Source organism: Mesorhizobium sp. AA23, from assembly GCF_001672435.1.
Classification (GTDB): domain Bacteria; phylum Pseudomonadota; class Alphaproteobacteria; order Rhizobiales; family Rhizobiaceae; genus Mesorhizobium.
On record NZ_LYTP01000023.1, the window covers coordinates 573,247 to 593,024 of the forward strand.

Sequence of the window (19,778 nt, forward strand, 5' to 3'; positions counted from 1 at the left end):
GAGGCCGAAACCGGTCGAAACAAAAGCTCTGAATTCTCCTCCCATCTGGAGCCGGACGCGCGGTCTTTTGGTCAGCAAAAATGCTGTGACTCGGCGTGACCGTTGCGATAATTGTCTGAAGGGGGCGGTCTTCGGCCGGACCTTCCAGAACATCTGCATTGCGAGGAAGTTGCCATGCTTTGGAGAGGCCGCCGTCAGAGCGACAATATCGAGGACGAGCGCAGCGACAGCGGCGGCGGGTTCGGCGGTGGCGGTCCGCGGCAGTTCCGCGTTCCGATCGGGGGGCGAGCGGGCGGCGGCGGCAGCATCATCTTCGTCATTCTGGTGGTTCTCGCCGGATGGTATTTCGGCTTCGATCCATCGCAGATCCTGGGTGAAGGTGGTGGCCTTGTGCCGGGCGGCGGCGGCCAGATTACCGAAGACAGCAGTTCGCCGGACAGCGGCGCGCCCGCCTCGGACGAGATGAAACAGTTCGTGGCGACCGTGCTCGCCGAGACCGAGGACACATGGAGCGGTATCTTCAAGGCCAATGGCCTCACCTACGAGGACCCGAAACTGGTGCTGTTCAGCAGCCAGATCCGGTCGGCTTGCGGCTTTGCCTCTTCGGCGGCGGGACCGTTCTATTGCCCGGGCGATCACAAGGTCTATCTCGACATGACCTTCTTCCAGCAGCTCGACCAGCAGTTCGGCGCCTCGGGTGAATTCGCCCGCGCCTACGTGATCGCGCATGAGGTCGGCCATCACGTGCAGAACCTCACCGGCATCATGTCGAAATTCAACCAGATGCGGCAGGGCATGGGCGAGGCAGAGGCCAATCAGATGTCGGTCCGGGTCGAGCTTCAGGCAGACTGCTTCGCCGGTGTCTGGGCGCACTATACCGCGCAGAAGGGCATTCTGGAGCAGGGCGACATGGAAAGCGCGCTGAATGCCGCCAAGCAGATCGGCGACGACACGCTGCAGAAAAAAATGCAGGGCTATGTGGTTCCGGAAAGCTTCAACCACGGCACGTCGGCGCAGCGGCAGACCTGGCTGGCGCGCGGCTACAAGAGCGGCAAGCTTTCGGACTGCGATACATTCAACAATCCGGTCTGAGCGGCGACGCAGGGCTGCGGCACCGCGGCGGGCTGCCGGGAACTGATGTCAGGATGAGGCAGTTGCGGTCGTTCGCTTATTGTTCCGGCCGGCTGGCTCGCCTATAAGAGCCTCCCGCCCAAGGCGGCCGAGGAGCTTGTCACCATGATCGACCCCAAGACCGCCAAGCGGGGCCTTGCGCTCGTTTTCACGACGCTGCTGCTCGACGTCATCGGCTTCGGCATCATCATGCCGGTGCTGCCGGCCTATCTGCAGGAGCTGACCGGCGTCGGCGTCAGCGAGGCGGCGATCGAGGGCGGCTGGCTGTTCTTCGTCTATGCGGCGATGCAATTCTTCTTCGCGCCTGTCATCGGCGGCTTGAGCGACCGTTTCGGGCGGCGGCCGATCCTGCTTGCCTCGGTGCTCACCTTCTCCATCGACAATCTGATCTGCGCCATCGCCTGGTCCTATCCGATGCTGTTCATCGGACGCGTGCTCGCCGGCATTTCCGGCGCCAGCTATTCGACGACGTCGGCCTTCATCGCCGACATCTCGAACGACGAGAACAGGGCCAAGAATTTCGGCCTGCTCGGCATTGCCTTCGGCGTCGGCTTCGTCATCGGCCCGGTGCTCGGCGGACTGCTCGGCACGTTCGGGCCGCGCGTGCCGTTCTACTTCGCCGCCGGGCTCGCCTTCGTGAACTTCCTCATCGCGATGTTCTTGCTGCCGGAGACGCTGGACGAGCAGCATCGTCGCCGCTTCGAATGGAAACGCGCCAATCCGGTCGGCACGCTGATCCAGATGCGCAACTATCCCGGCATTGGCTGGATCGGACTGGTCTTTTTCCTGATGACGCTCGGCCACATGATGTATCCGGCGGTCTGGTCTTTCGTTTCAAGCTACCGTTATGGCTGGAATGAGCAGCAGATCGGCTTCTCGCTCGGCGCCTTCGGCCTTTGCGGCGCGATCGTCATGGCGACGGTGCTGCCGCGTGTCATCCCGAAGCTCGGCGAGTGGAGGACCGCGGCGATCGGCCTGACCTTCACCGCGCTCAGCGCCTTTGGCTACGCGTTTGCGACGCAGGGCTGGATGATCTACGCGGTGATCGTCGCCGGCTGCCTGGAAGCGCTCGCCGACCCGCCATTGAGGAGCCTTGCGGCCGCCAAGGTGCCGCCTTCGGCGCAAGGCGAATTGCAGGGCGCGATGACCTCGATCTTCTCGATCACCTCGATCATCACGCCGCTGCTTTATACGGCGATCTTTTCCTGGTTCACCGGCCCAAGCGCGCCGGTTGAGTTCGGCGGCGCGCCCTATGTGCTCGGCGCGGTTTTCCTGACATTGGCGGTGATCGTCTTCGTGACGAAGGTCGCCAAGCCGACACCGAAGGAGGTCGAGCGCATGCACGCGCAGGAAGCGGTGACCGACGCGGCTTAAGGCGTGTTGATATTCAGGTGGTGCTGGCCTGTAAATGACTGTTTCCTGCGCTTCCAGTGCGCACGACCAAAAAATACGATCCGCTCCGGTTCTCTGAACCCGGCCAGTTTGGTCGCTTCGCGCCCGTCTTCGACTCCGGCCCGGCCTGGCCCGAATCTCAATACGCCTTGGAGTGGGTTGCGCTTTGAGCTAGGCGCCCTCGGCCAGGGCCGGCGCGCCGCGCCGCTCGCGAATGAGATTGACGAAGCGGCGGAAGAGATAGTGCGAATCCTGCGGCCCGGGCGAGGCCTCGGGATGGTGCTGGACCGAGAACACCGGCCGGCCGGTCAGCGCGATGCCGCAATTCGAGCCGTCGAACAGCGAGACGTGGGTTTCCTCGACGTCTTCGGGCAGCGAGTCGGCGTCGACGGCGAAGCCATGGTTCATCGAGACGATCTCGACCTTGCCGGTTGTGTGGTCCTTCACCGGATGGTTGGCGCCGTGATGGCCCTGATGCATCTTCTCGGTCTTGCCGCCGAGCGCCAGCGCCAGCATCTGGTGGCCGAGGCAGATGCCGAACACCGGGAGATCGCTTTTCAGCAGGTCCTGGATGACCGGCACGGCATATTTGCCCGTCGCTTCCGGGTCGCCGGGACCGTTGGACAGGAAGATGCCGTCCGGCTGCATGGCCAGGATCTCTTCCGCGCCGGTTTTTGCCGGCACGACGGTGACCTTGGCGCCGAGGCCCGCAAGCAGGCGCAGTATGTTTCGCTTGACGCCATAATCGATGGCCACGACATGCAGCGACGACTCGTCCTGCTCGCCGAAGCCTTTGTTCCAGGCCCAGGGCGTCTCGCGCCAGACCGAGGATTGGCCCGAGGTGACCTCCTTGGCGAGGTCCAGCCCGATAAGGCCCGACCAGGCGGCGGCGCGCCGCTTCAGGTCGTCGAGGTCGAAAACGCCATCCGGTGCATGGGCGATCACGGCGTTGGGCATGCCTTTCTCGCGGATCAGCACGGTGAGAGCGCGAGTGTCGATCCCCGAGAGCGCGATGATGCCGCGCCTCTTCAACCATTGGTCGAGATGCCCGGCCGCCCGGTAGTTGGAGGGGTCGGTGACATTGGCCTTGAAGATCGCGCCGACGGCACCCGCGCGGGCAGCTGGATGCAAATCCTCGATATCCTCGCTGTTGGTGCCGACATTGCCGATATGCGGGAAGGTGAAGGTGACGATCTGGCCGGCATAGGAGGGGTCGGTAAGGATCTCTTCGTAGCCGGTCAGGGCGGTGTTGAAGCAGACTTCGGCGACCGCCGATCCGGTGGCGCCGAGGCCGCGGCCTTCGATCACCGTGCCGTCGGCGAGCACGAGAAGGGCGGTCGGCTTTTCGGTGGCCCAGGGGGCGGTCGTGGCCATGGCGGCACTCCTAGAGGCTGTTCCGGATCATCCCGTTGGAGGGACGACCCGCGCAGCAAACGACGCGCGGCGGCGAATTCGCGAGCCTGCGCGCAACCAAAGTTTCAGTTCATGCGAGGCTCAGTACATAGGGGATGGCGGCAAAGCGGTCAATGACGCTTCCTCCGAGCGGAATGGATTTATTTCGCCGAGCAAAATCAACGGTTTGCCTGGATTTGCCTTGAGCGTCCGGCGAAGCTATTGTCCGCCGCGATCGAAGGAGAAGCATCATGCGCGAGAAAATCGCCGAATCCATGAAGAGCGCGATGAAGGCACAGGACAAGCATCGGCTGCCGACGCTCAGGCTGATCCAGGCCGCCATCCACGACCGCGACATCGCCAATCGCGGCGCGGGCAAGCCGGCGGCGAGCGAGGAAGAGATCCTGCAGATCCTCTCCAAGATGGTGAAGCAGCGCGAGGAATCGGCCAAAGCCTTCGAGGACGGCAGGCGGCCGGAACTGGCGGCGCAGGAGCGCGGCGAGATGGAGATCATCCGCGAGTTCCTGCCGGCACAGCTCGACGATGTGGCGATCACGGCGGCGGCGCGCGAGGCGATCGCGGCGACGGGTGCCGCCAGCCAGAAGGACATGGGCAAGGTGATCGGCGCCCTGAAGCAGAAATATGCCGGCCAGATGGATTTCGCCAAGGCGAGCGCCATCATCAAGGGGCTGCTCCAGTAGAAGACCGGCTCAGTTCTTGCAGATCGGCACCGGCTGCGGCGGCGGCGCCGGATGGTCCTTCTTGTACTGCGCGATGATCGGCTCGAGGGTCTTCTTCGGCCAGAACTTCGGAGAGCCGATTTCCTTCAGGCAGGATGCGTTCCAATAGACGCCCGCAGCCGACAGCGCTTGGCCGGCGGCCTTTGCGCGCGCCACAGCGGCGATGTCGCGCGATTCAGGATAGATATAGAGCGTCGTCGGGTTGTTCTTCACCAACGGGATGATCTGCTCGGCATCGGCCGGCGACCAGCTGGTGCAGCCATTGCTGCGGCCGCCGGCATAATTCACCAGCTTGCCGAACGGGACGAAGCCGTCATGGTCGGCGTAGGAGCTGTTCGGATCTTTCCGCAGGCACATGCCCCTGAGCAAGGCTGCCGGATGGCCGCCGATCACGCGCTGCCTGGCGTTCGCCGCTTCGCCTTCGCCATCGAACTGGATGAAGGTACGCATGAACACCGCGTTCTGCGCACCGACGCGATAATAGCCCTTGAAGGACGTCTTGGTCTCGGCGGTCATGTAGGCTCCGCCTGCCGTCAGCTCCGAATCCATCGCGTTGCCGAAGTTTTTCGCGCAACGCCTGCCATTGGAGAAATCGGCAACGCCTTTGAGATTGCGGCCGCCGCCATGGCCCGAAGAAACCGCTCGAAAGAGCTGCTTGGCCTCGCAGATGATATAGTAGCGTTGGCCAAGCACACTGTTGCCCAGGTCGCCGGGCCGCGTCGCATCCATGGCGAAGTAGCAGGGGTTGCTGACCGAACCTTCACTGACCTTCTTCTGGTGGAGGGCGCGCGCCCGCTCCAGCACGACCTGCGAGATCTGACCTTCGTTGTCGCCGACATGGCGCTGCAGCCAGTCCGGAATGTTCGATGGGCGCAACGCCGCGAACGAGCCGACCGATGCCGTCAGAGCGGCGAGGACGAAGAGGACGGCGGCACCAAGCGGAACAGATATCAACCGCACCGGATAATCCCCCCTCGAACTGGTATCGCTTGTGGTGAATCACCTGCGCCAATCATAAGAGCATAGCGCCGATGGGCGAAACACTTCTTGTCTAGTGCGCTCTGCCGAAGCTGGCGCATCTGCGATTTTCGACAGGCAAGAAGTTGGCTACTATCTGATTCCGGCGCGCCCACGCCTCCTCCCTCCGTTGGGAAAGCATTGTTCATGCAGGGCATTCGATCGCTAAACCGACTGTTCGAGCATCGGCATAAGGAGGGATTGCGAAGACTGCTCGCAATAGGAGGTTTTTCGATGCGGCTTTCCGCACCCGTCTATCATCTCAAGCGCCAGGCGAGGTTGCTGTCGCGCAAGGAAAATGTTCCCCTTCATGAGGCGCTTGACCGCATGGCCTTCAAGGAAGGCTTTGGCAGCTGGAGCCTGCTTGCGGCGAAAGCCGCCGAGGCCGCACCCGCCGGGAGGCTGCTGGCGCAACTGATACCCGGCGACATGGTCCTCGTGGCGGCCCGGCCGGGTCAGGGCAAGACGCTGATGAGCCTCGAACTCGCCGTGGCGGCCATGAAGCAGGGCAGTCGCGCCGTATTCTTCACCCTGGAATACATGCATGCCGACATCCTCGACCGGTTCCGCGACATCGGCGTCGACCCTGCCGTTTTCGACCATCTGTTCGAGTTCGACAATTCCGACGCCATCAGCGCCACCTACATCATCGAGGCGTTGGGGTCGGCGCCGCGCGGCACGCTGGCGGTGATCGACTATCTGCAACTGCTCGACCAGAAGCGCGAGGATCCCGAGCTCATGGTCCAGATACGCGCCTTGAGATCGTTTGCCCGGGAACGCGGGCTGGTGCTGGTCTTCATCTCTCAGGTCGACCGGTCATACGATGCGTCCAGGAAGCCGTTTCCCGACCTTGACGATGTCCGGCTGCCGAACCCACTCGATTTATCGCTCTTCGACAAGATGTGCTTCCTCAACAAGGGCGAAATCCGCTTTCAGTCAGCTTGAGGGCGATCCTGACCGGGGCTATGCCTCCGATCTCGCAAAGGACACGGCTTCATGGTCGAAATCGTCAAACCGGCGCTCGAGCATCTGCCATCCTACAAGGCGGCGCTGGAGCGCGGCTGGTCGCCGGACAATGTGCGGCTGCTGGAGGCTACGCGCGAGCAGCTTGAGGCGATCGAACAGGATCCGGCGGCATTCCTTGCCGGCCTTGACGATCCCGAAGCCAAGGGGCCGCCGATCGCGCTGCCGGACGGCACAATGGTGCCACGCCTGCCGGGCTTCCGGCGCTGGATCTGGGACGGCGAGGCCGCCGGCTCGATCGGGCTTCGCTGGCAGAAGGGCACGTCGGCGCTGCCGCCGCACGTGCTCGGCCACATCGGCTATGCCGTGATGCCATGGAAGAAGGGGCGCGGCTATGCCACCGAAGCGCTGCGGCTGATGCTTCACGAGGCAAGGGCGGTCGGTCTCGACTATGTCGAGATCACCACCGATCTCGACAATCTTGCATCCCAGAAGGTGGTGCTCGCCAATGGCGGCATTCTCGTCGGGCGGTTCGCCAAAGTCGCCGCCTATGGTGGCGCGGAGAGCCTCAAGTACCGGATCGACCTTTAGGTCTCAAGGCAAGCGAACTTGAGAACCTTATTCGCCGGGCCTGGCCAGTCTTCCTTCTGCGGCCTTGTAGTAGAACTGGCTCGCGACAAGCCAGCCTTTCAGCGGCCTGAGCGGCGGAATGCAGGTCGCAAGGATGATCGGCACCGAAACGAAGGCGTGGAACCACATGGATGGCTCGAACGTCACCTGCGCCCAGACGGCGAACAGGACGGAGGGCACGCAGGCAAAGCAGATGACGAAGAAGGCGGGTCCGTCGGCCGGATCGGCAAAAGAATAGTCGAGCCCGCAGACTTCGCATTTCGGCGCCAGCTCCAGAAATCCGTCGAACAGCCGGCCCTCTCCGCAACGCGGGCATCGCCCGCGGATGCCGACCCGCCAGGGCTCGAGGTGGGGATAGTGCGCGTCGTGCATGGTCATCACTCCAGGACCTCGCATGCATTCGATCGGCCTTGAGGTCACGCATACATACTAATATGATTATTGTATGCATACAATGCGACAAAATGTATGGATGCCGGTGGCATGAACAGTGAAGGGGACCTCAGCTGGCTTTCTCCCTTGGCGGAAGACTCACGGCCGCTCTATCTCAAGATCGTCGAGGCGCTTGCGGCTGCCCGCTCGATCGGGCGGCTGCAACCGGGGGACAGGCTGCCGCCGCAGCGAGAGCTTGCCCGCTTCCTTGGCGTGGATCTGACCACGGTCACCCGGGCGTTCACCGAAGCCCGCCGCAGGAACCTGATCGATGCAACGGCCGGTCGCGGCACCTTCATCACGCCCGGCGAGCCGGAAGAGCCGATCCTCGATCTGAGCATGAACATTCCGCCGGCGCCTTCGGGCCTGAGCCTGCCGGCATTGATCCGGAGCGGCATCGAGGGACTGCTCAAACGTTTCAGCGCCGAAGCACTGCTTTCCTACCATCCCGGCCCGGGTTCTCCCGCGGAACGCGCCGCCGGCTCGTATTGGCTTGCCGCAGCCGGCGGCAGGTTGCCTGTCGAGCGCGTGGCTCTTGGTTCGGGGGCGCAGGCGCTGCTCGCCGCCGTCCTTCTGTCGCAAACCCGTGAGGGCGATACGATCCTCACCGATACGCTGACCTATCCCGGCCTGATCGCGCTGGCGCAGGCCACGGGGCGAAAGCTGGCTGGGGCGGGACGCGACGATGACGGCATGCGCCCCGACCATCTGGAGGAAGCGGCGCGACGATATGGCGCCCGCGCCCTCTATCTCAACCCGACACTTCACAATCCGACCACGCTCACCATGCCGGAGGGCCGGCGCCGGGATCTGGCTCGGATGGCGGGCAGGCTTGGCCTGGTGATCGTCGAGGACGATCCCTACAGTCCCCTGCAGACCGCTTCACCGCCAGCCTTCCTCAGCCTGGCGCCGGACCGGACATTCCACCTGGCTACATTGGCGAAATGCATCTCGCCATTTCTGCGCACGGCGTTCCTGGCGGCGCCTGACGCGAAATCCGTCGAGCGGATCGCGGCGACAATCCGGGGCACCACCATGATGGCGCCGCCGCTGATGACGGGGCTCGCCTGCGAGTGGGTGCGAAGCGGCCTGGCCGGCGAGATCACCGCCGCGGTGCGTGCCGAAGCAGAGGCCAGGCAGACGATCGCGCGCAAGATCCTGCCGGCCGGTTTCGCCTCGACGGAATCAAGCCTGCATCTTTGGTATCCGCTGGATGCGCGATTGCGTTCATCGGATATCGCCGAGATCGCACGCCGTCGCGGATTGGCCCTCAGCCCGGCGGAAGAGTTCTCCGTCGTGCCCAGTGCCGCTGATGGCTTGCGGCTGGCGTTGGGTGCCGCATCCAGCCACGAAAGGCTGGAGGAGGGGCTTCACGGTTTGAAGTCGATCCTGTCGGGCGGCTCTGGCTCCTTGCGTCCTCAGGTCTGAGGCGGCAGAGCGGCACGCCAAGGCTCTATTCCGCCGCAGCCGGCAACGGCGGCGTCGCCCGGCTGCGCCATTCCCAAGCCTGCGAGGCAAGCGCGACCGCCAGGGCCACCAGCATGGCAAACGCGCCGGCGACCGGCAGGCTGCGATAGCCAAGACCGGCATTGAGCATCGCAGCGCCCAGCGAGGCGGCGAGCGCGATGCCGACATTGAAGCCCGAGGGAATCAGCGACGAGGCAAGGTTCGAGGCGTCTGCCGTCCAGGCCAGGATCCGGGTCTGGATCGGCGCGCCGATGGCGAAGTTGAGGCCGCCCCATATGACTATCGCGACGATCATCGGCACCGGGTAGGGACTGACCGCATAGATGACGCCAAGCATTACCGCCTGCAGGAAAAGCATGGCGATCAGCGACGGCATCAGCTTCCAGTCGGCAAGCTTGCCGCCCAAGAGAACGCCGATCGTCGCGCCGACGCCGTTGAGCAGCAGCACAAACGGGATCAGGCTTTCGTGGAGGCCGGTGACTTCGAGCAGCGTCGGCGTGATGTAGGTGAAGAGGCCGAACTGGCCGATCATCAACATCAGCATCAGGATGAGCGAGGTCCAGACCTGCTGGCGCCCCAACACGCGCACCTCGCGCGCGAGGCCGGCGGGCCGGTTGGCGGCGCCTGCCGTGCGGGGCAGCAGCGCAAGCATGGCAACGATCGCGATGACGCCCAGCGCGCACATCACCCAGAAGGTCGCCCGCCAGCCCCAGAGACCGCCGATCGCGGTGCCGGCCGGAACGCCGATAACATTGGAGACGGTCAATCCAGAGAGGATGACCGCGACCGCCCGGCCACGCTGGTCCTCGCGCACCAGGCCGACCGCGACCACCATGGCGACGCCGAAATAGCAGCCATGCGCCACTGCAGTGGCAATGCGCAGGAGAAGCATCGAGGTGAAATCGGGCGCCAGCGCGCATGTGGTCTGGCCAAGAGTGAAGGCAATGGTCAGGGCGATGAGCAGCGACTTTCGCGAGACCCTGCTGGTTGCGAGCGCCAGGAGCGGACCACCAATGGCGATGCCGCAGGCATAGCCGGAGACGAGATAGCCGGCGGTGGGCACGGAAACACCCAGACCCTGCGCTACCTCCGGCAGCACGCCGGCGATGACGAACTCAGTCGTGCCGAAAGCGAAGGCGGCAATGAACAGGGCAATGAGGGGCAGCATGGCGCGGACAGCGATCCTGAATGAGCTGGCCTCAAACCATGGATGGACGCTGCGGGCAATGCAGAAATTGTCGATGCCGCTTTAGGTTTTCTTGACCGGGTTGGGCAGTGGTCCCGCCTAAATGAGCACAAGGCCCTCTTCGTGCCGTGAGGACGCCCAGTCCGAGCCGTCTGTCAATCTCACCGTCACCTAGCCGACGGCGAGGATCAGCAAAGGCTAATTTTGTGCGGGCCGGTCGGTCGATGCTAGCTCGCCTTCAGCCGCGAGCCGCCGAGCAGCCCGCGCTCCTCCAGCACCGGGTAGGCCATGGAGGCGAGCAGCGAATTGATCTGCTTGAGGTCGCGGATGGTGTCGAGATGGATCGAACTGGTCTCGACGCTTTTCGCGGTCCCGTCGCGCAGCCGCACGAAGTGGCTGGCGCTGGTCTCTTTCTCGCGCTCGCGCAGCAGGTCCTTCTCGAGCACCAACTGGCGGGCGGTTTCCGGGTCGCGCGAGACCAGCACGTTGAAGGCAAGCCGCGCATTGGCCAGAACCGAGGCATGGAAAGCGCAAAGCTCGCGCCAGCCCTCGGGCGTGAATTCCAGCCCGCGCTCCAGCTTCTTCCTGACATGCACAAGCATGTTGCGCACGATGATGTCGCCGACCTGCTCCAGCTTGACGCAGGCGCCGATCAGTTCCTGGCAGCGCAGCGCCTCGTCCTCACTCAGGGGGTTCTTGGTGACCTTGGCCAGATAGAGCTTGATCGCGGCGTGCTTCTGGTCGACCCGGTCGTCGAGCGCGGCCAGCGCCTTGATCTTGCCGGCGTCGGCGCTTTCATAGAGCTCGATGATCCGCTTCAGCATGATCTCGACCGTCTCGCAGACCCGTACCACCTCGCGCGTGGCGTTGGCCAGGGCCTGGCTTGGCGTGTCGAGCGCGCTCTCGTTCAGCGCCGACAGTTCGACCACGTCGAGCGCTGCCGTCGGTTCGGGCTTAGTGCCGAGCGCCACGATCTTCTCCGAAGCGCGATAGACGAGGCCGGCGAGTGGCAGCCCGGCAAGCAGGATGATCACGTTGAACAGGATGTGGGCGTTGACGATCTGGCCGGAGGCCGTCGTGCCGAGGAAGGAGAAGTGCGGCCTGAAAATCATGAACAGGATCAGCATCACGAGCGAGCCAAGCCCGCGCATCAGAAGATTGCCGATCGGCACGATGCGGACTTCCGCCGCTGCCGAGCGGGTGAGCATCGGCGCGATGATCGAGGAACCGAGATTGACGCCCAGGATCAGGACGACGCCGAGCTCCGGAGTGATCAAACCCCGGCCGGCGAGCGTGGCCATGAGCAGGACCGCCGCGATGCTCGACTGGAACAGCCAGGTGATCAGTGCCGCCAGCAGGTAGGAGCTGATCGCATCGCCGGAGAAGTAGTCGATGATGACCGGCATGAGCTGGCTGTCGCGCAACGGCTCGGAAGCTTGGCCGATCATCTCCAGCGACAGGATCAGAAGGCCGATGCCGACAAGGATGCGGCCGGTCTGACGCCAATCGCGGCGCTCGGTGGCCATGAACATGATGGTTCCTGCGACCAGGCACAACGGCACCACGAGCGACAGATCAAAGGTAAGAAGCTTCGCGACCAAGGCCGAGCCGATCTCGGCGCCGCGCACGGCAAGCTGCCCGGCGGCGCCCGACACGATGCCCGCGCCGGCGAAGGAGCCGACCAGCAGCGTGACGGCGGTTGAACTCTGCAGCGCGATCGCGAGGCCACAGCCGGCCAGCACCGCCATCAGCGGCTTGCGCATGGTGGCGCGCAGCCTGTGACGCAGCACATCGCCATAGGCGCGCTCGACACCGGTTTTTACCATGCGGGTGGCGAACAGCATCAGCGCCACTGCGCCGGCAAGGTGCAGAAGGACAACGGATCCGCTCATGCCGAGCCTCGCAACGAGGCGGCCAGGAAGCGGAAAAAGGTGCGAATCGCAAGCATTTCGAAGGTCGAGACTAAAGCAGTTTACATTAGCCGGATAATAAATTTTACCCGATTCGGCCGACATTCGGCACACGACGGCGTGTGTCGGAAATGGATAGAAGGTGCTTTGGTTGCAGATCGCGGTCGGACAGGCGGCAAATGTCGCGTCGACGCGAAGCCTGGGCTTGAACCGGTTTCTGTAAATTGGTGAAGCTACTTGCGTAACCAACGGAAATCATTACGGATTTGTAACCAAGGTGTTCAGTTTCGGTTCATGCCAGCCGGAATATCTCCTTGCCTATCGACAACCAAGGAGCACTGACCATGAAGCGTCTCATACTTTCCACCGTGACCGCCGCGATGCTGACCGCTTCGGCCTTTTCGGGCCAGGCGGCGCCGCTCGTTCAGCCGAGCGAGACGCAATCGACCTACACACAGGTCGACTGGCAGAAGCCGGGCCGGCATGTCGAGAAGCGCGTCGTGAAGAAGAAGGTCGTGGTGAAGCGCAGCCATTGGCGCAATGGGCAGAAGTATTCCAGCTGGAAGCGCCATCAGGCGGTTCGCGACTGGCACCGTTATGGGCTGCGCCGTCCCGGCCCCGGCCAGGAGTGGATTCGCGTCGGCAACGACTACCTTTTGGTCAGCATCGTCTCCGGTATCATCTTCGGCGCGATCGCCGCGCACTGAGCGGGGAATGGTCCGAAAGACGGGAAGGCGGCCGCGCGGCCGCCTTCTTTTTGTCTGTGAAAAGCGGGTACGATCGGGCTTATCGAGTCGTCGCGCCCAAGCGGCTTGATTATATGGAGGGTAAACGAGCCTTTCCCGATGCGCTTTCCACCCGCCTTCCTCGACGAGATACGCGACCGCGTGCCGATTTCTTCGATGATCGGTCAACGCGTTTCCTGGGATAGGAAGAAGTCCAACGCATCGCGCGGCGATTATTGGGCGTGCTGCCCGTTTCACGGCGAAAAGAGCCCGTCGTTCCACTGCGAGGACAAGAAGGGGCGCTATCACTGTTTCGGCTGTTCGGTCTCGGGTGATCATTTCAAGTTCCTGACCGAACTCGACGGCATGAGCTTTCCCGAAGCGGTCGGAAGGATCGCAGAGATGGCCGGCGTGCCGATGCCGGTGCGCGACGCCCAAGAAGAAAAGCGCGAGAAGGAACGCGCCAGCCTGACCGACGTCATGGAGATGGCGACGGTCTTCTTCCAGGAGCGCCTGCAGGGACCGGAAGGCGCCAAGGCCCGCGCCTATCTGCGCGACCGCGGTCTGACGCCGGCGACGCAGCAGTCCTTCCGGCTCGGCTATGCGCCGGACAGCCGCAACGCGCTCAAGGAATACCTCGCCGCCAAGGGGGTGCCGAAGGCCGATATCGAAGCCTGCGGACTGGTCCGGCATGGCGACGACATCCCGGTCTCCTATGACTGGTTCCGCGACCGCATCATGTTCCCGATCCCGGATTCGCGCGGCAGGATCATCGCCTTCGGCGGTCGGGCGCTGGCGCCGGACGCTTTGGCGAAATACATGAACTCGCCGGAGACCGAGCTCTTCCACAAGGGCAACGTGCTCTACAATTTCGCGCGCGCCCGCAAAGCGGTGGCCAAGGGCGGCACGGTGATCGCCGTCGAAGGCTATATGGATGTGATCGCGCTGGCACAGGCCGGCTTCGAGAATGCCGTGGCGCCTCTCGGCACGGCGCTCACCGAAAACCAGCTCGAGCTTTTGTGGCGCATGGCGCCGGAGCCGGTGCTGTGCTTCGACGGCGACCAGGCCGGGTTGAAGGCCGCCTGGCGCGCCGCCGACCTCGCGCTGCCGTCGGTGCAGGCCGGGCGCTCGGCACGCTTCGCGTTGCTGCCGGAAGGCAAGGATCCGGACGATCTGGTCAAGGCCGAGGGGCCGGACGCGTTCCGCGCCGTGCTTGCCGATGCGCGGCCGCTGGTCGACCTTTTGTGGATGCGCGAGACGGCGGGCGGCGTCTTCGACACGCCGGAGCGGCGGGCGGAGCTCGAGAAGACGCTGCGCGAGCTTACCGGCCGCATCCGCGACGAAAGCCTGCGCTACCACTATCAGCAGGAGATGCGCGAGCGCGTCCTAAGCTTCTTCGGCTCGCAGCGCGGCGCGCGGCAAGGCCTACACGAGGGACGCCAGGACGGCCGGCCAGGCGAGCGCGGCAGAGGTTCGGCGCCAGGCGGGGCGTTTGGCCGGAGCGCTGCGGGCGCGCGCACCGCCATCACCGAAAGCCTCGGCCGGTCGGCGCTGGTCAAGCGCACGGGCGAGGCCATGTCGGTACGCGAGGCGACGATCATCGTGGCGCTGGTCAACCATCCGCCGCTGATCGACGAGAATTTCGCGCATGTCGAATTCCTCGATCTTGCCAATTCGGATCTCAAGCGGCTGCATGCAGCCATCCTCGACGCGATGGCGCATGACGCGGCCGACGACCGCGACGCAGTCATCGCCACCATCGAGCGCGCCGGATGCGGCGACATCTGGGAACGCGCGGTGGCGCTGATCAAGCGGGCGCGGCAGTGGCCGGCGCTCGAAACCGCGGGACTTGACGACGCCCGCGACGCCTTCAACCAAGCGCTGCACTTGCAGCGCAGCGCGCGCACCTTACATAGGGAGCTGAAACAGGCGCAGGCGGCGCTCGATGCAGACCCGTCGGACGAAAACTTCCGGCATCTCGTCGAGATTCAAGCGCAATTCAACGATGTACAGGCAACGGAAGCGCTGATCGAAGGGTTCGGCGTTTCGTCGGGCAGGGCTGGGCGCGCTTAGGCCCAGGTCGGCCCGAAATGAAGTGGAAATGCTCAAGGCGCGTCGATTCGACGCCTCTAAGTCGGGCAATTGATTCGCTTTTTTCATGCGAATCATGCCAGAGGCGCTTGACCTTCTGGCAGATTGGCGGAATCAGGACGATTCGAAACGTTAACCGTGCCCGGCGTCGGTGGGAAATTTTGAGCGATGTAAGGTTCTGGCGACTGGACAGGCAAAAGGCCTGCCACAGATACCAGGGTTAATCTGGACTTAATGCATGTCGCCCAAAAGTGGAACCGGTTTTGGGGCAACGACAGGCAGCAAACAAAAGAGATGATGCGGTCACTGGCCCGGTAAGAAGCGTTCTGGGGCGAGCGCATCCGGTTTGACTGGTCCGGCAGCTTACGCGGCTTCGGTATTCGGCCGCTTGGAGACGACAAAGAATGGCGACAAAGGAAAAGGAAGAGGTCGAGACCGAACGTGAAGGCGCCACAGATGGCCCGCTGCTCGACCTTTCCGATGATGCTGTCAAGAAGATGATCAAGGCCGCCAAGAAGCGCGGCTATGTGACCATGGACGAACTGAACTCGGTGCTGCCCTCGGAGGAAGTGACATCCGAGCAGATCGAGGACACGATGGCCATGCTGTCCGACATGGGCATCAACGTCGTCGAGGACGACGAGCAGGGCGAGGAGGCGGAAGGCGGCGACGCGGGCGCCGACTCCGAGGAAGACGCCAACGAGCTTGCCGAGCAGACCGGCACCGCCGTTGCCACCACGACTACCAAGAAAGAGCCGACCGACCGCACCGACGATCCGGTGCGCATGTATCTGCGCGAGATGGGCTCGGTCGAGCTTCTGTCGCGCGAGGGCGAAATCGCGATCGCCAAGCGCATCGAGGCCGGCCGCGAGACGATGATTGCGGGCCTGTGCGAGAGCCCGCTCACCTTCCAGGCGATCATCATCTGGCGCGACGAGCTCAACGAATCGAAGATCCTGCTGCGCGAGATCATCGACCTCGAGGCGACCTATGCCGGCCCCGAGGCCAAGCAGGCGCCGGTTGTCGAACGCGTCGAGGAAGCGCCCAAGGCCGAAGAGAAGCCGCGCGGCCGCTCGGCGGCGCGCGAGGAAGAAGACGACATCACCAATGTCGGCGGCGACACGCGCGGGCTGGAAGAAGAGGAAGACGACGAGGACGAGGCAAGCCTGTCGCTGGCCGCGATGGAAGCGGAACTGCGCCCGCAGGTGATGGAGACGCTCGACGTCATCGCCGACACTTACAAGAAGCTTCGCAAGCTGCAGGACCAGCAGGTCGAGAACCGGCTGGCGGCTGCCGGCACGCTTTCGCCCAGCCAGGATCGCCGGCTGAAGGAGCTCAAGGAGCAACTCATCAAGGCGGTGAAGTCGCTGTCGCTCAACACCGCGCGCATCGAAGCGCTGGTCGAGCAGCTCTACGACATCAACAAGCGCCTGGTGCAGAACGAGGGCAAGCTGCTTCGGCTCGCCGAAAGCTACGGCGTGCGCCGCGAGGAGTTCCTCAAGGAGTATCAGGGCTCGGAGCTCGATCCGAACTGGACCCGCTCGATCGCGAATCTCACCTCGCGCGGCTGGAAGGAATTCACAAAGAACGAGAAGGACGCGATCAAGGAACTGCGCGCCGAGATCCAGAACCTCGCCACCGAGACGGCGATCTCGATCTTGGAATTCCGCAGGATCGTCAACCAGGTGCAGAAGGGCGAGCGCGAGGCCGCGATCGCCAAGAAGGAAATGGTGGAAGCGAACCTTCGGCTCGTCATCTCCATCGCCAAGAAATACACCAATCGCGGCCTACAGTTCCTGGACCTGATCCAGGAAGGCAATATCGGCCTGATGAAGGCAGTCGACAAATTCGAGTATCGCCGCGGCTACAAGTTCTCGACCTACGCGACATGGTGGATCCGGCAGGCGATCACCCGCTCGATCGCCGATCAGGCGCGCACCATCCGCATTCCGGTGCACATGATCGAGACGATCAACAAGATCGTGCGTACCTCGCGCCAGATGCTGCATGAGATCGGCCGCGAGCCGACGCCGGAAGAGCTGGCAGAGAAGCTCGCAATGCCGCTCGAAAAAGTGCGCAAGGTGCTGAAGATCGCCAAGGAGCCGATCTCGCTCGAAACGCCGGTCGGCGACGAGGAGGATTCGCATCTCGGCGACTTCATCGAGGACAAGATGGCGATCCTGCCGATCGACGCGGCGATCCAGGCCAATCTGCGCGAGACAACCACGCGCGTGCTGGCTTCGCTCACCCCGCGCGAGGAGCGTGTTCTGCGCATGCGCTTCGGCATCGGCATGAACACCGACCACACGCTGGAAGAGGTCGGCCAGCAGTTTTCGGTCACCCGCGAGCGTATCCGTCAGATCGAGGCCAAGGCGCTGCGCAAGCTCAAGCACCCGAGCCGCTCGCGGAAGCTGAGAAGCTTCCTGGACAGCTGAGCGGAAACGCAACATACGAAAACGGGCGCCTCGGCGTCCTTTTTCATTTCCACCTATTTGTTATGCCGCCTTGCCGGGCTTGCTCAACAGGAGGATAATTTCAGGGTCGGATGCATTTGTGGGCGACAAGCCGGATGCCCGCCCCGGACGCCGGTCGCAACTGCCAGGCGTCGCGCTCCGTGGCTCCCGGTGGGAGGTGTGCCATGACAACCTACATCGTGCTTATCAACTGGACCGAATTGGGCGCCAAGAACGTGCGGGAGTCGCCGAAGCGGCTCGATGCCGCCAAGAAGCTGCTCGGTGAAATGGGCGGATCGTTCAAGGCATTCTATCTGACGATGGGCGAATGCGACATGGTCGCCATTGTCGAAGCGCCGGACGATGCCGTGCTTGCCCGTTTCGCGCTGATGTTGTCGTCGGGCGGCAATGTCAGGACGCGGACGATGAAGGCGTTTCCGGAATTCGCCTACCGCGAGATCATCAGTTCGCTGGGGTAGAGCGCCGGAAACAGCCCGGCTCGATGCTGATATTGCGGTGCCGCGCTCGGTCGCCGATAGTCGCGCGATGCCTGAGCCGTTGCTGACTGTCTGGTACAACACACGCTGCCCGGTCTGCGATGCCGGCATCAACCGCCAGAAACGGCGGCTGATTGAAGCGGTCAAGTGCGGCCGCGTCGAATTCCGCGACATCAATTTCGAACCGCAAGCGCTTTCAGCCTTCGGCGCCTCGCTCGAGGATGTCCGCCGGCGGCTGCATGCGACCGATGCCGAGGGCAAGCTGCTGGTCGGTGCCGATGTGGCGATCGCCGTCTGGCGGCTCACGCCTGGCGAGGGATGGCTCGCCACCCTGTTCGGCAATCCGGCCGTGCTGCGGCTGACGCGCTTTGTCTATGATCGGTTTGCCGATCTTCTCTACGCCTGGAACCGCCGCAAAGGCCGCTGGTAGGCTGTTTTCGCGGCGATCGCTGCGCATTCGACCGCCTCGCAGTTCGCCTTGCGTCAACCAAGATGCATCGTAAGATATATCTTGACTCCACCCGCCACCTAGCTAAGATATATCGTAAGATAGAACTCAAGGAGCGATCCATGCACAAGCATAATCCCTTCGGGCACAACCATTTCGGTCAGCGCATATTCATGCACATGGCCGGTCGTTTCGGTGGTCGCGGCGGCGGCTTTGGTCCCTTCGGCCAGGGCATGCGCGGCGGCGGCCGCGGCGGTCCGGGCGACATGTTCCGCGCCGGCCGCATGTTGGCCGACGGCGATCTCAAGCTGATCACGCTGTCGCTTCTGGCCGAGGCGCCGCGGCACGGCTACGACATCATCAAGGCGCTGGAGGAACGCACCAGCGGCATCTACAGCCCGAGCCCGGGCGTGGTCTATCCGACGCTGACCTTTCTCGAAGAGGCCGGCTATGCCGTCTCGTCAAGCGAAGGCAACAAGAAGGTGTTCTCGATCACCGAGGCGGGCAGGGCGCATCTCGAGCAAAATCGCGAGATGATCGATCACGTGCTCGACCATCTCGAGCGGTTCGGCCGCAAGATGGCCAAGGCGCGCGACTGGTTTGGCTGGAACGACGAGGGCGAGGACGTCGGCCGGCGCGGCCGTCACGAAAAGCGCGACCGGTTCCGCGCACTGCGCCACCGCCTACGCGCCGCGCTCAGCGATATCCTCGATGCGCCGGAGGACAAGCAGGCCGAGGCGATCAGCATTCTGGAAGACGCCGCCGCAGCGCTCGAGGCCCTCTCACGTCGCTGAGTCGCCCGGCACTGAACGGGCTATTGCTGGCTCGACCGATGACCGTCAAAGCGGGATGACTTCCAAAAGTCATCCCCGTTTATCTTTGTGTGAGCATGATCTTCCCGAAAACCGCTGCACAGTTTTCGGGTTCATGCTGTAGTGAAAATCGTCCTGCGGCACGCTATGTGATGCAGGACGATTTGCCGTTGGAGGATGCGCTATGTCTTTTCTGAAACGTCTTTTCGGCGGCGGCGGTGGTGAGGCGACGGACACCGGAGCCGCGAAGCCGGCAAAGCAGGTCGAGCACAAGGGCTTCCTGATCAGCGCCACGCCCTACAAGGCGGACGGCCAGTACCAGACCTGCGGCGTCGTCTCCAAGGAAGTGGACGGCGTGATGAAGGAGCACCGCTTCATCCGCGCCGACCGTTTCGCCGGGCTGGACGATGCGGTCGACATCTCGATCAAGAAGGGCATCCAGCTCGTCGACGAGCAGGGCGAGCGGATGTTTGGATAGCCGTTGCCGCAGGG

18 protein-coding genes are annotated in these 19,778 nt (G+C 63.6%); 13 read left to right on the forward strand and 5 right to left on the reverse strand.

Features of this window, described 5'->3' with window-relative positions:
- Nucleotides 1-174 precede the first annotated feature (174 nt).
- Together A9K66_RS19425 and A9K66_RS19430 are read left to right on the forward strand one after the other, a co-directional pair.
- Nucleotides 175-1,092 carry a neutral zinc metallopeptidase gene (locus A9K66_RS19425; protein ID WP_067326758.1) on the forward strand — a complete coding sequence of 306 codons (918 nt, stop codon included), beginning with the start codon at nucleotides 175-177 and terminating at the stop codon, nucleotides 1,090-1,092.
- Nucleotides 1,093-1,236: 144 nt separating this feature from the next.
- On the forward strand, nucleotides 1,237-2,505 hold the full coding sequence (locus A9K66_RS19430) for a TCR/Tet family MFS transporter (protein ID WP_067326761.1): 1,269 nt from the start codon (nucleotides 1,237-1,239) through the stop codon (nucleotides 2,503-2,505).
- Between the two features lie 189 nt (nucleotides 2,506-2,694).
- Here A9K66_RS19430 and carA read toward each other — a convergent pair whose 3' ends face one another.
- Entirely contained in the window at nucleotides 2,695-3,897 is a 1,203-nt protein-coding gene (gene carA, locus A9K66_RS19435) for a glutamine-hydrolyzing carbamoyl-phosphate synthase small subunit (RefSeq protein ID WP_067326765.1), read from the reverse strand.
- Between the two features lie 269 nt (nucleotides 3,898-4,166).
- On the opposite strand from carA, the gene A9K66_RS19440 reads away from it, so the two are divergent.
- Nucleotides 4,167-4,616 (forward strand): GatB/YqeY domain-containing protein, encoded by a 450-nt coding sequence (locus A9K66_RS19440; protein WP_067326768.1) that lies wholly within the window; start codon nucleotides 4,167-4,169, stop codon nucleotides 4,614-4,616.
- Between the two features lie 9 nt (nucleotides 4,617-4,625).
- Here the strand turns inward: A9K66_RS19440 and A9K66_RS19445 are convergent, their stop codons facing one another.
- Nucleotides 4,626-5,615: a hypothetical protein gene (locus A9K66_RS19445; RefSeq protein WP_067326772.1), complete on the reverse strand. Its 990-nt coding sequence runs from the start codon at nucleotides 5,613-5,615 to the stop codon at nucleotides 4,626-4,628.
- Nucleotides 5,616-5,906: 291 nt separating this feature from the next.
- Here A9K66_RS19445 and A9K66_RS19450 point away from each other — a divergent pair, with 291 nt between their 5' ends.
- The gene (locus tag A9K66_RS19450; RefSeq protein WP_067326775.1) at nucleotides 5,907-6,617 is read left to right on the forward strand and encodes a DNA helicase; all 711 of its coding nucleotides are present in this window, start codon (nucleotides 5,907-5,909) and stop codon (nucleotides 6,615-6,617) included.
- Between the two features lie 51 nt (nucleotides 6,618-6,668).
- Nucleotides 6,669-7,226, forward strand: coding sequence for a GNAT family N-acetyltransferase (locus tag A9K66_RS19455; protein WP_067326778.1), 558 nt, complete (start codon nucleotides 6,669-6,671; stop codon nucleotides 7,224-7,226).
- Nucleotides 7,227-7,253: 27 nt separating this feature from the next.
- Here A9K66_RS19455 and A9K66_RS19460 read toward each other — a convergent pair whose 3' ends face one another.
- Nucleotides 7,254-7,643: a DUF983 domain-containing protein gene (locus A9K66_RS19460; RefSeq protein WP_082953963.1), complete on the reverse strand. Its 390-nt coding sequence runs from the start codon at nucleotides 7,641-7,643 to the stop codon at nucleotides 7,254-7,256.
- A gap of 105 nt (nucleotides 7,644-7,748) precedes the next feature.
- On the opposite strand from A9K66_RS19460, the gene A9K66_RS19465 reads away from it, so the two are divergent.
- On the forward strand, nucleotides 7,749-9,125 hold the full coding sequence (locus tag A9K66_RS19465; protein WP_067327162.1) for a PLP-dependent aminotransferase family protein: 1,377 nt from the start codon (nucleotides 7,749-7,751) through the stop codon (nucleotides 9,123-9,125).
- Between the two features lie 25 nt (nucleotides 9,126-9,150).
- On the opposite strand, the gene A9K66_RS19470 is transcribed toward A9K66_RS19465, so the two are convergent.
- Nucleotides 9,151-10,332, reverse strand: a complete 1,182-nt coding sequence (locus A9K66_RS19470) for an MFS transporter (protein ID WP_067326781.1) — start codon at nucleotides 10,330-10,332, stop codon at nucleotides 9,151-9,153.
- A 245-nt stretch (nucleotides 10,333-10,577) separates the two neighbouring features.
- Nucleotides 10,578-12,242: a Na/Pi cotransporter family protein gene (locus A9K66_RS19475; protein WP_067326785.1), complete on the reverse strand. Its 1,665-nt coding sequence runs from the start codon at nucleotides 12,240-12,242 to the stop codon at nucleotides 10,578-10,580.
- A gap of 362 nt (nucleotides 12,243-12,604) precedes the next feature.
- Between A9K66_RS19475 and A9K66_RS19480 the strand changes: the two genes are divergently transcribed.
- The 7 genes from A9K66_RS19480 to A9K66_RS19510 all read left to right on the forward strand — a co-directional run bounded on the left by A9K66_RS19480 (nucleotide 12,605) and on the right by A9K66_RS19510 (nucleotide 19,764).
- On the forward strand, nucleotides 12,605-12,967 hold the full coding sequence (locus tag A9K66_RS19480; protein WP_066994606.1) for an RcnB family protein: 363 nt from the start codon (nucleotides 12,605-12,607) through the stop codon (nucleotides 12,965-12,967).
- Nucleotides 12,968-13,105: 138 nt separating this feature from the next.
- Nucleotides 13,106-15,058 (forward strand): DNA primase, encoded by a 1,953-nt coding sequence (gene dnaG / locus A9K66_RS19485; protein WP_067326789.1) that lies wholly within the window; start codon nucleotides 13,106-13,108, stop codon nucleotides 15,056-15,058.
- 422 nt (nucleotides 15,059-15,480) lie between these two features.
- Nucleotides 15,481-17,511 carry an RNA polymerase sigma factor RpoD gene (gene rpoD, locus A9K66_RS19490; RefSeq protein WP_066994612.1) on the forward strand — a complete coding sequence of 677 codons (2,031 nt, stop codon included), beginning with the start codon at nucleotides 15,481-15,483 and terminating at the stop codon, nucleotides 17,509-17,511.
- 203 nt (nucleotides 17,512-17,714) lie between these two features.
- Nucleotides 17,715-18,008, forward strand: a complete 294-nt coding sequence (locus A9K66_RS19495; RefSeq protein ID WP_066994615.1) for a GYD domain-containing protein — start codon at nucleotides 17,715-17,717, stop codon at nucleotides 18,006-18,008.
- 67 nt (nucleotides 18,009-18,075) lie between these two features.
- On the forward strand, nucleotides 18,076-18,456 hold the full coding sequence (locus A9K66_RS19500) for a DCC1-like thiol-disulfide oxidoreductase family protein (RefSeq protein WP_197507491.1): 381 nt from the start codon (nucleotides 18,076-18,078) through the stop codon (nucleotides 18,454-18,456).
- Between the two features lie 140 nt (nucleotides 18,457-18,596).
- The gene (locus tag A9K66_RS19505) at nucleotides 18,597-19,268 is read left to right on the forward strand and encodes a PadR family transcriptional regulator (RefSeq protein ID WP_067326791.1); all 672 of its coding nucleotides are present in this window, start codon (nucleotides 18,597-18,599) and stop codon (nucleotides 19,266-19,268) included.
- A gap of 202 nt (nucleotides 19,269-19,470) precedes the next feature.
- The gene (locus A9K66_RS19510) at nucleotides 19,471-19,764 is read left to right on the forward strand and encodes an HlyU family transcriptional regulator (protein WP_067326794.1); all 294 of its coding nucleotides are present in this window, start codon (nucleotides 19,471-19,473) and stop codon (nucleotides 19,762-19,764) included.
- Nucleotides 19,765-19,778 lie beyond the last annotated feature (14 nt).

Excerpts from the sequence above, each read along its gene's own strand:
- A9K66_RS19455 (WP_067326778.1), top strand. The coding sequence starts at position 6,669 with ATGGTCGAAATCGTCAAACCGGCGCTCGAGCATCTGCCATCCTACAAG.
- A9K66_RS19425 (WP_067326758.1), top strand. The coding sequence starts at position 175 with ATGCTTTGGAGAGGCCGCCGTCAGAGCGACAATATCGAGGACGAGCGC.
- A9K66_RS19480 (WP_066994606.1), top strand. The coding sequence starts at position 12,605 with ATGAAGCGTCTCATACTTTCCACCGTGACCGCCGCGATGCTGACCGCT.
- A9K66_RS19495 (WP_066994615.1), top strand. The coding sequence starts at position 17,715 with ATGACAACCTACATCGTGCTTATCAACTGGACCGAATTGGGCGCCAAG.
- A9K66_RS19470 (WP_067326781.1), bottom strand. The coding sequence starts at position 10,332 with ATGCTGCCCCTCATTGCCCTGTTCATTGCCGCCTTCGCTTTCGGCACG.
- A9K66_RS19475 (WP_067326785.1), bottom strand. The coding sequence starts at position 12,242 with ATGAGCGGATCCGTTGTCCTTCTGCACCTTGCCGGCGCAGTGGCGCTG.
- A9K66_RS19450 (WP_067326775.1), top strand. The coding sequence starts at position 5,907 with ATGCGGCTTTCCGCACCCGTCTATCATCTCAAGCGCCAGGCGAGGTTG.
- dnaG (WP_067326789.1), top strand. The coding sequence starts at position 13,106 with ATGCGCTTTCCACCCGCCTTCCTCGACGAGATACGCGACCGCGTGCCG.
- A9K66_RS19430 (WP_067326761.1), top strand. The coding sequence starts at position 1,237 with ATGATCGACCCCAAGACCGCCAAGCGGGGCCTTGCGCTCGTTTTCACG.
- carA (WP_067326765.1), bottom strand. The coding sequence starts at position 3,897 with ATGGCCACGACCGCCCCCTGGGCCACCGAAAAGCCGACCGCCCTTCTC.
- rpoD (WP_066994612.1), top strand. The coding sequence starts at position 15,481 with ATGGCGACAAAGGAAAAGGAAGAGGTCGAGACCGAACGTGAAGGCGCC.
- A9K66_RS19505 (WP_067326791.1), top strand. The coding sequence starts at position 18,597 with ATGCACAAGCATAATCCCTTCGGGCACAACCATTTCGGTCAGCGCATA.
- A9K66_RS19440 (WP_067326768.1), top strand. The coding sequence starts at position 4,167 with ATGCGCGAGAAAATCGCCGAATCCATGAAGAGCGCGATGAAGGCACAG.
- A9K66_RS19460 (WP_082953963.1), bottom strand. The coding sequence starts at position 7,643 with ATGACCATGCACGACGCGCACTATCCCCACCTCGAGCCCTGGCGGGTC.
- A9K66_RS19510 (WP_067326794.1), top strand. The coding sequence starts at position 19,471 with ATGTCTTTTCTGAAACGTCTTTTCGGCGGCGGCGGTGGTGAGGCGACG.
- A9K66_RS19500 (WP_197507491.1), top strand. The coding sequence starts at position 18,076 with ATGCCTGAGCCGTTGCTGACTGTCTGGTACAACACACGCTGCCCGGTC.
- A9K66_RS19465 (WP_067327162.1), top strand. The coding sequence starts at position 7,749 with ATGAACAGTGAAGGGGACCTCAGCTGGCTTTCTCCCTTGGCGGAAGAC.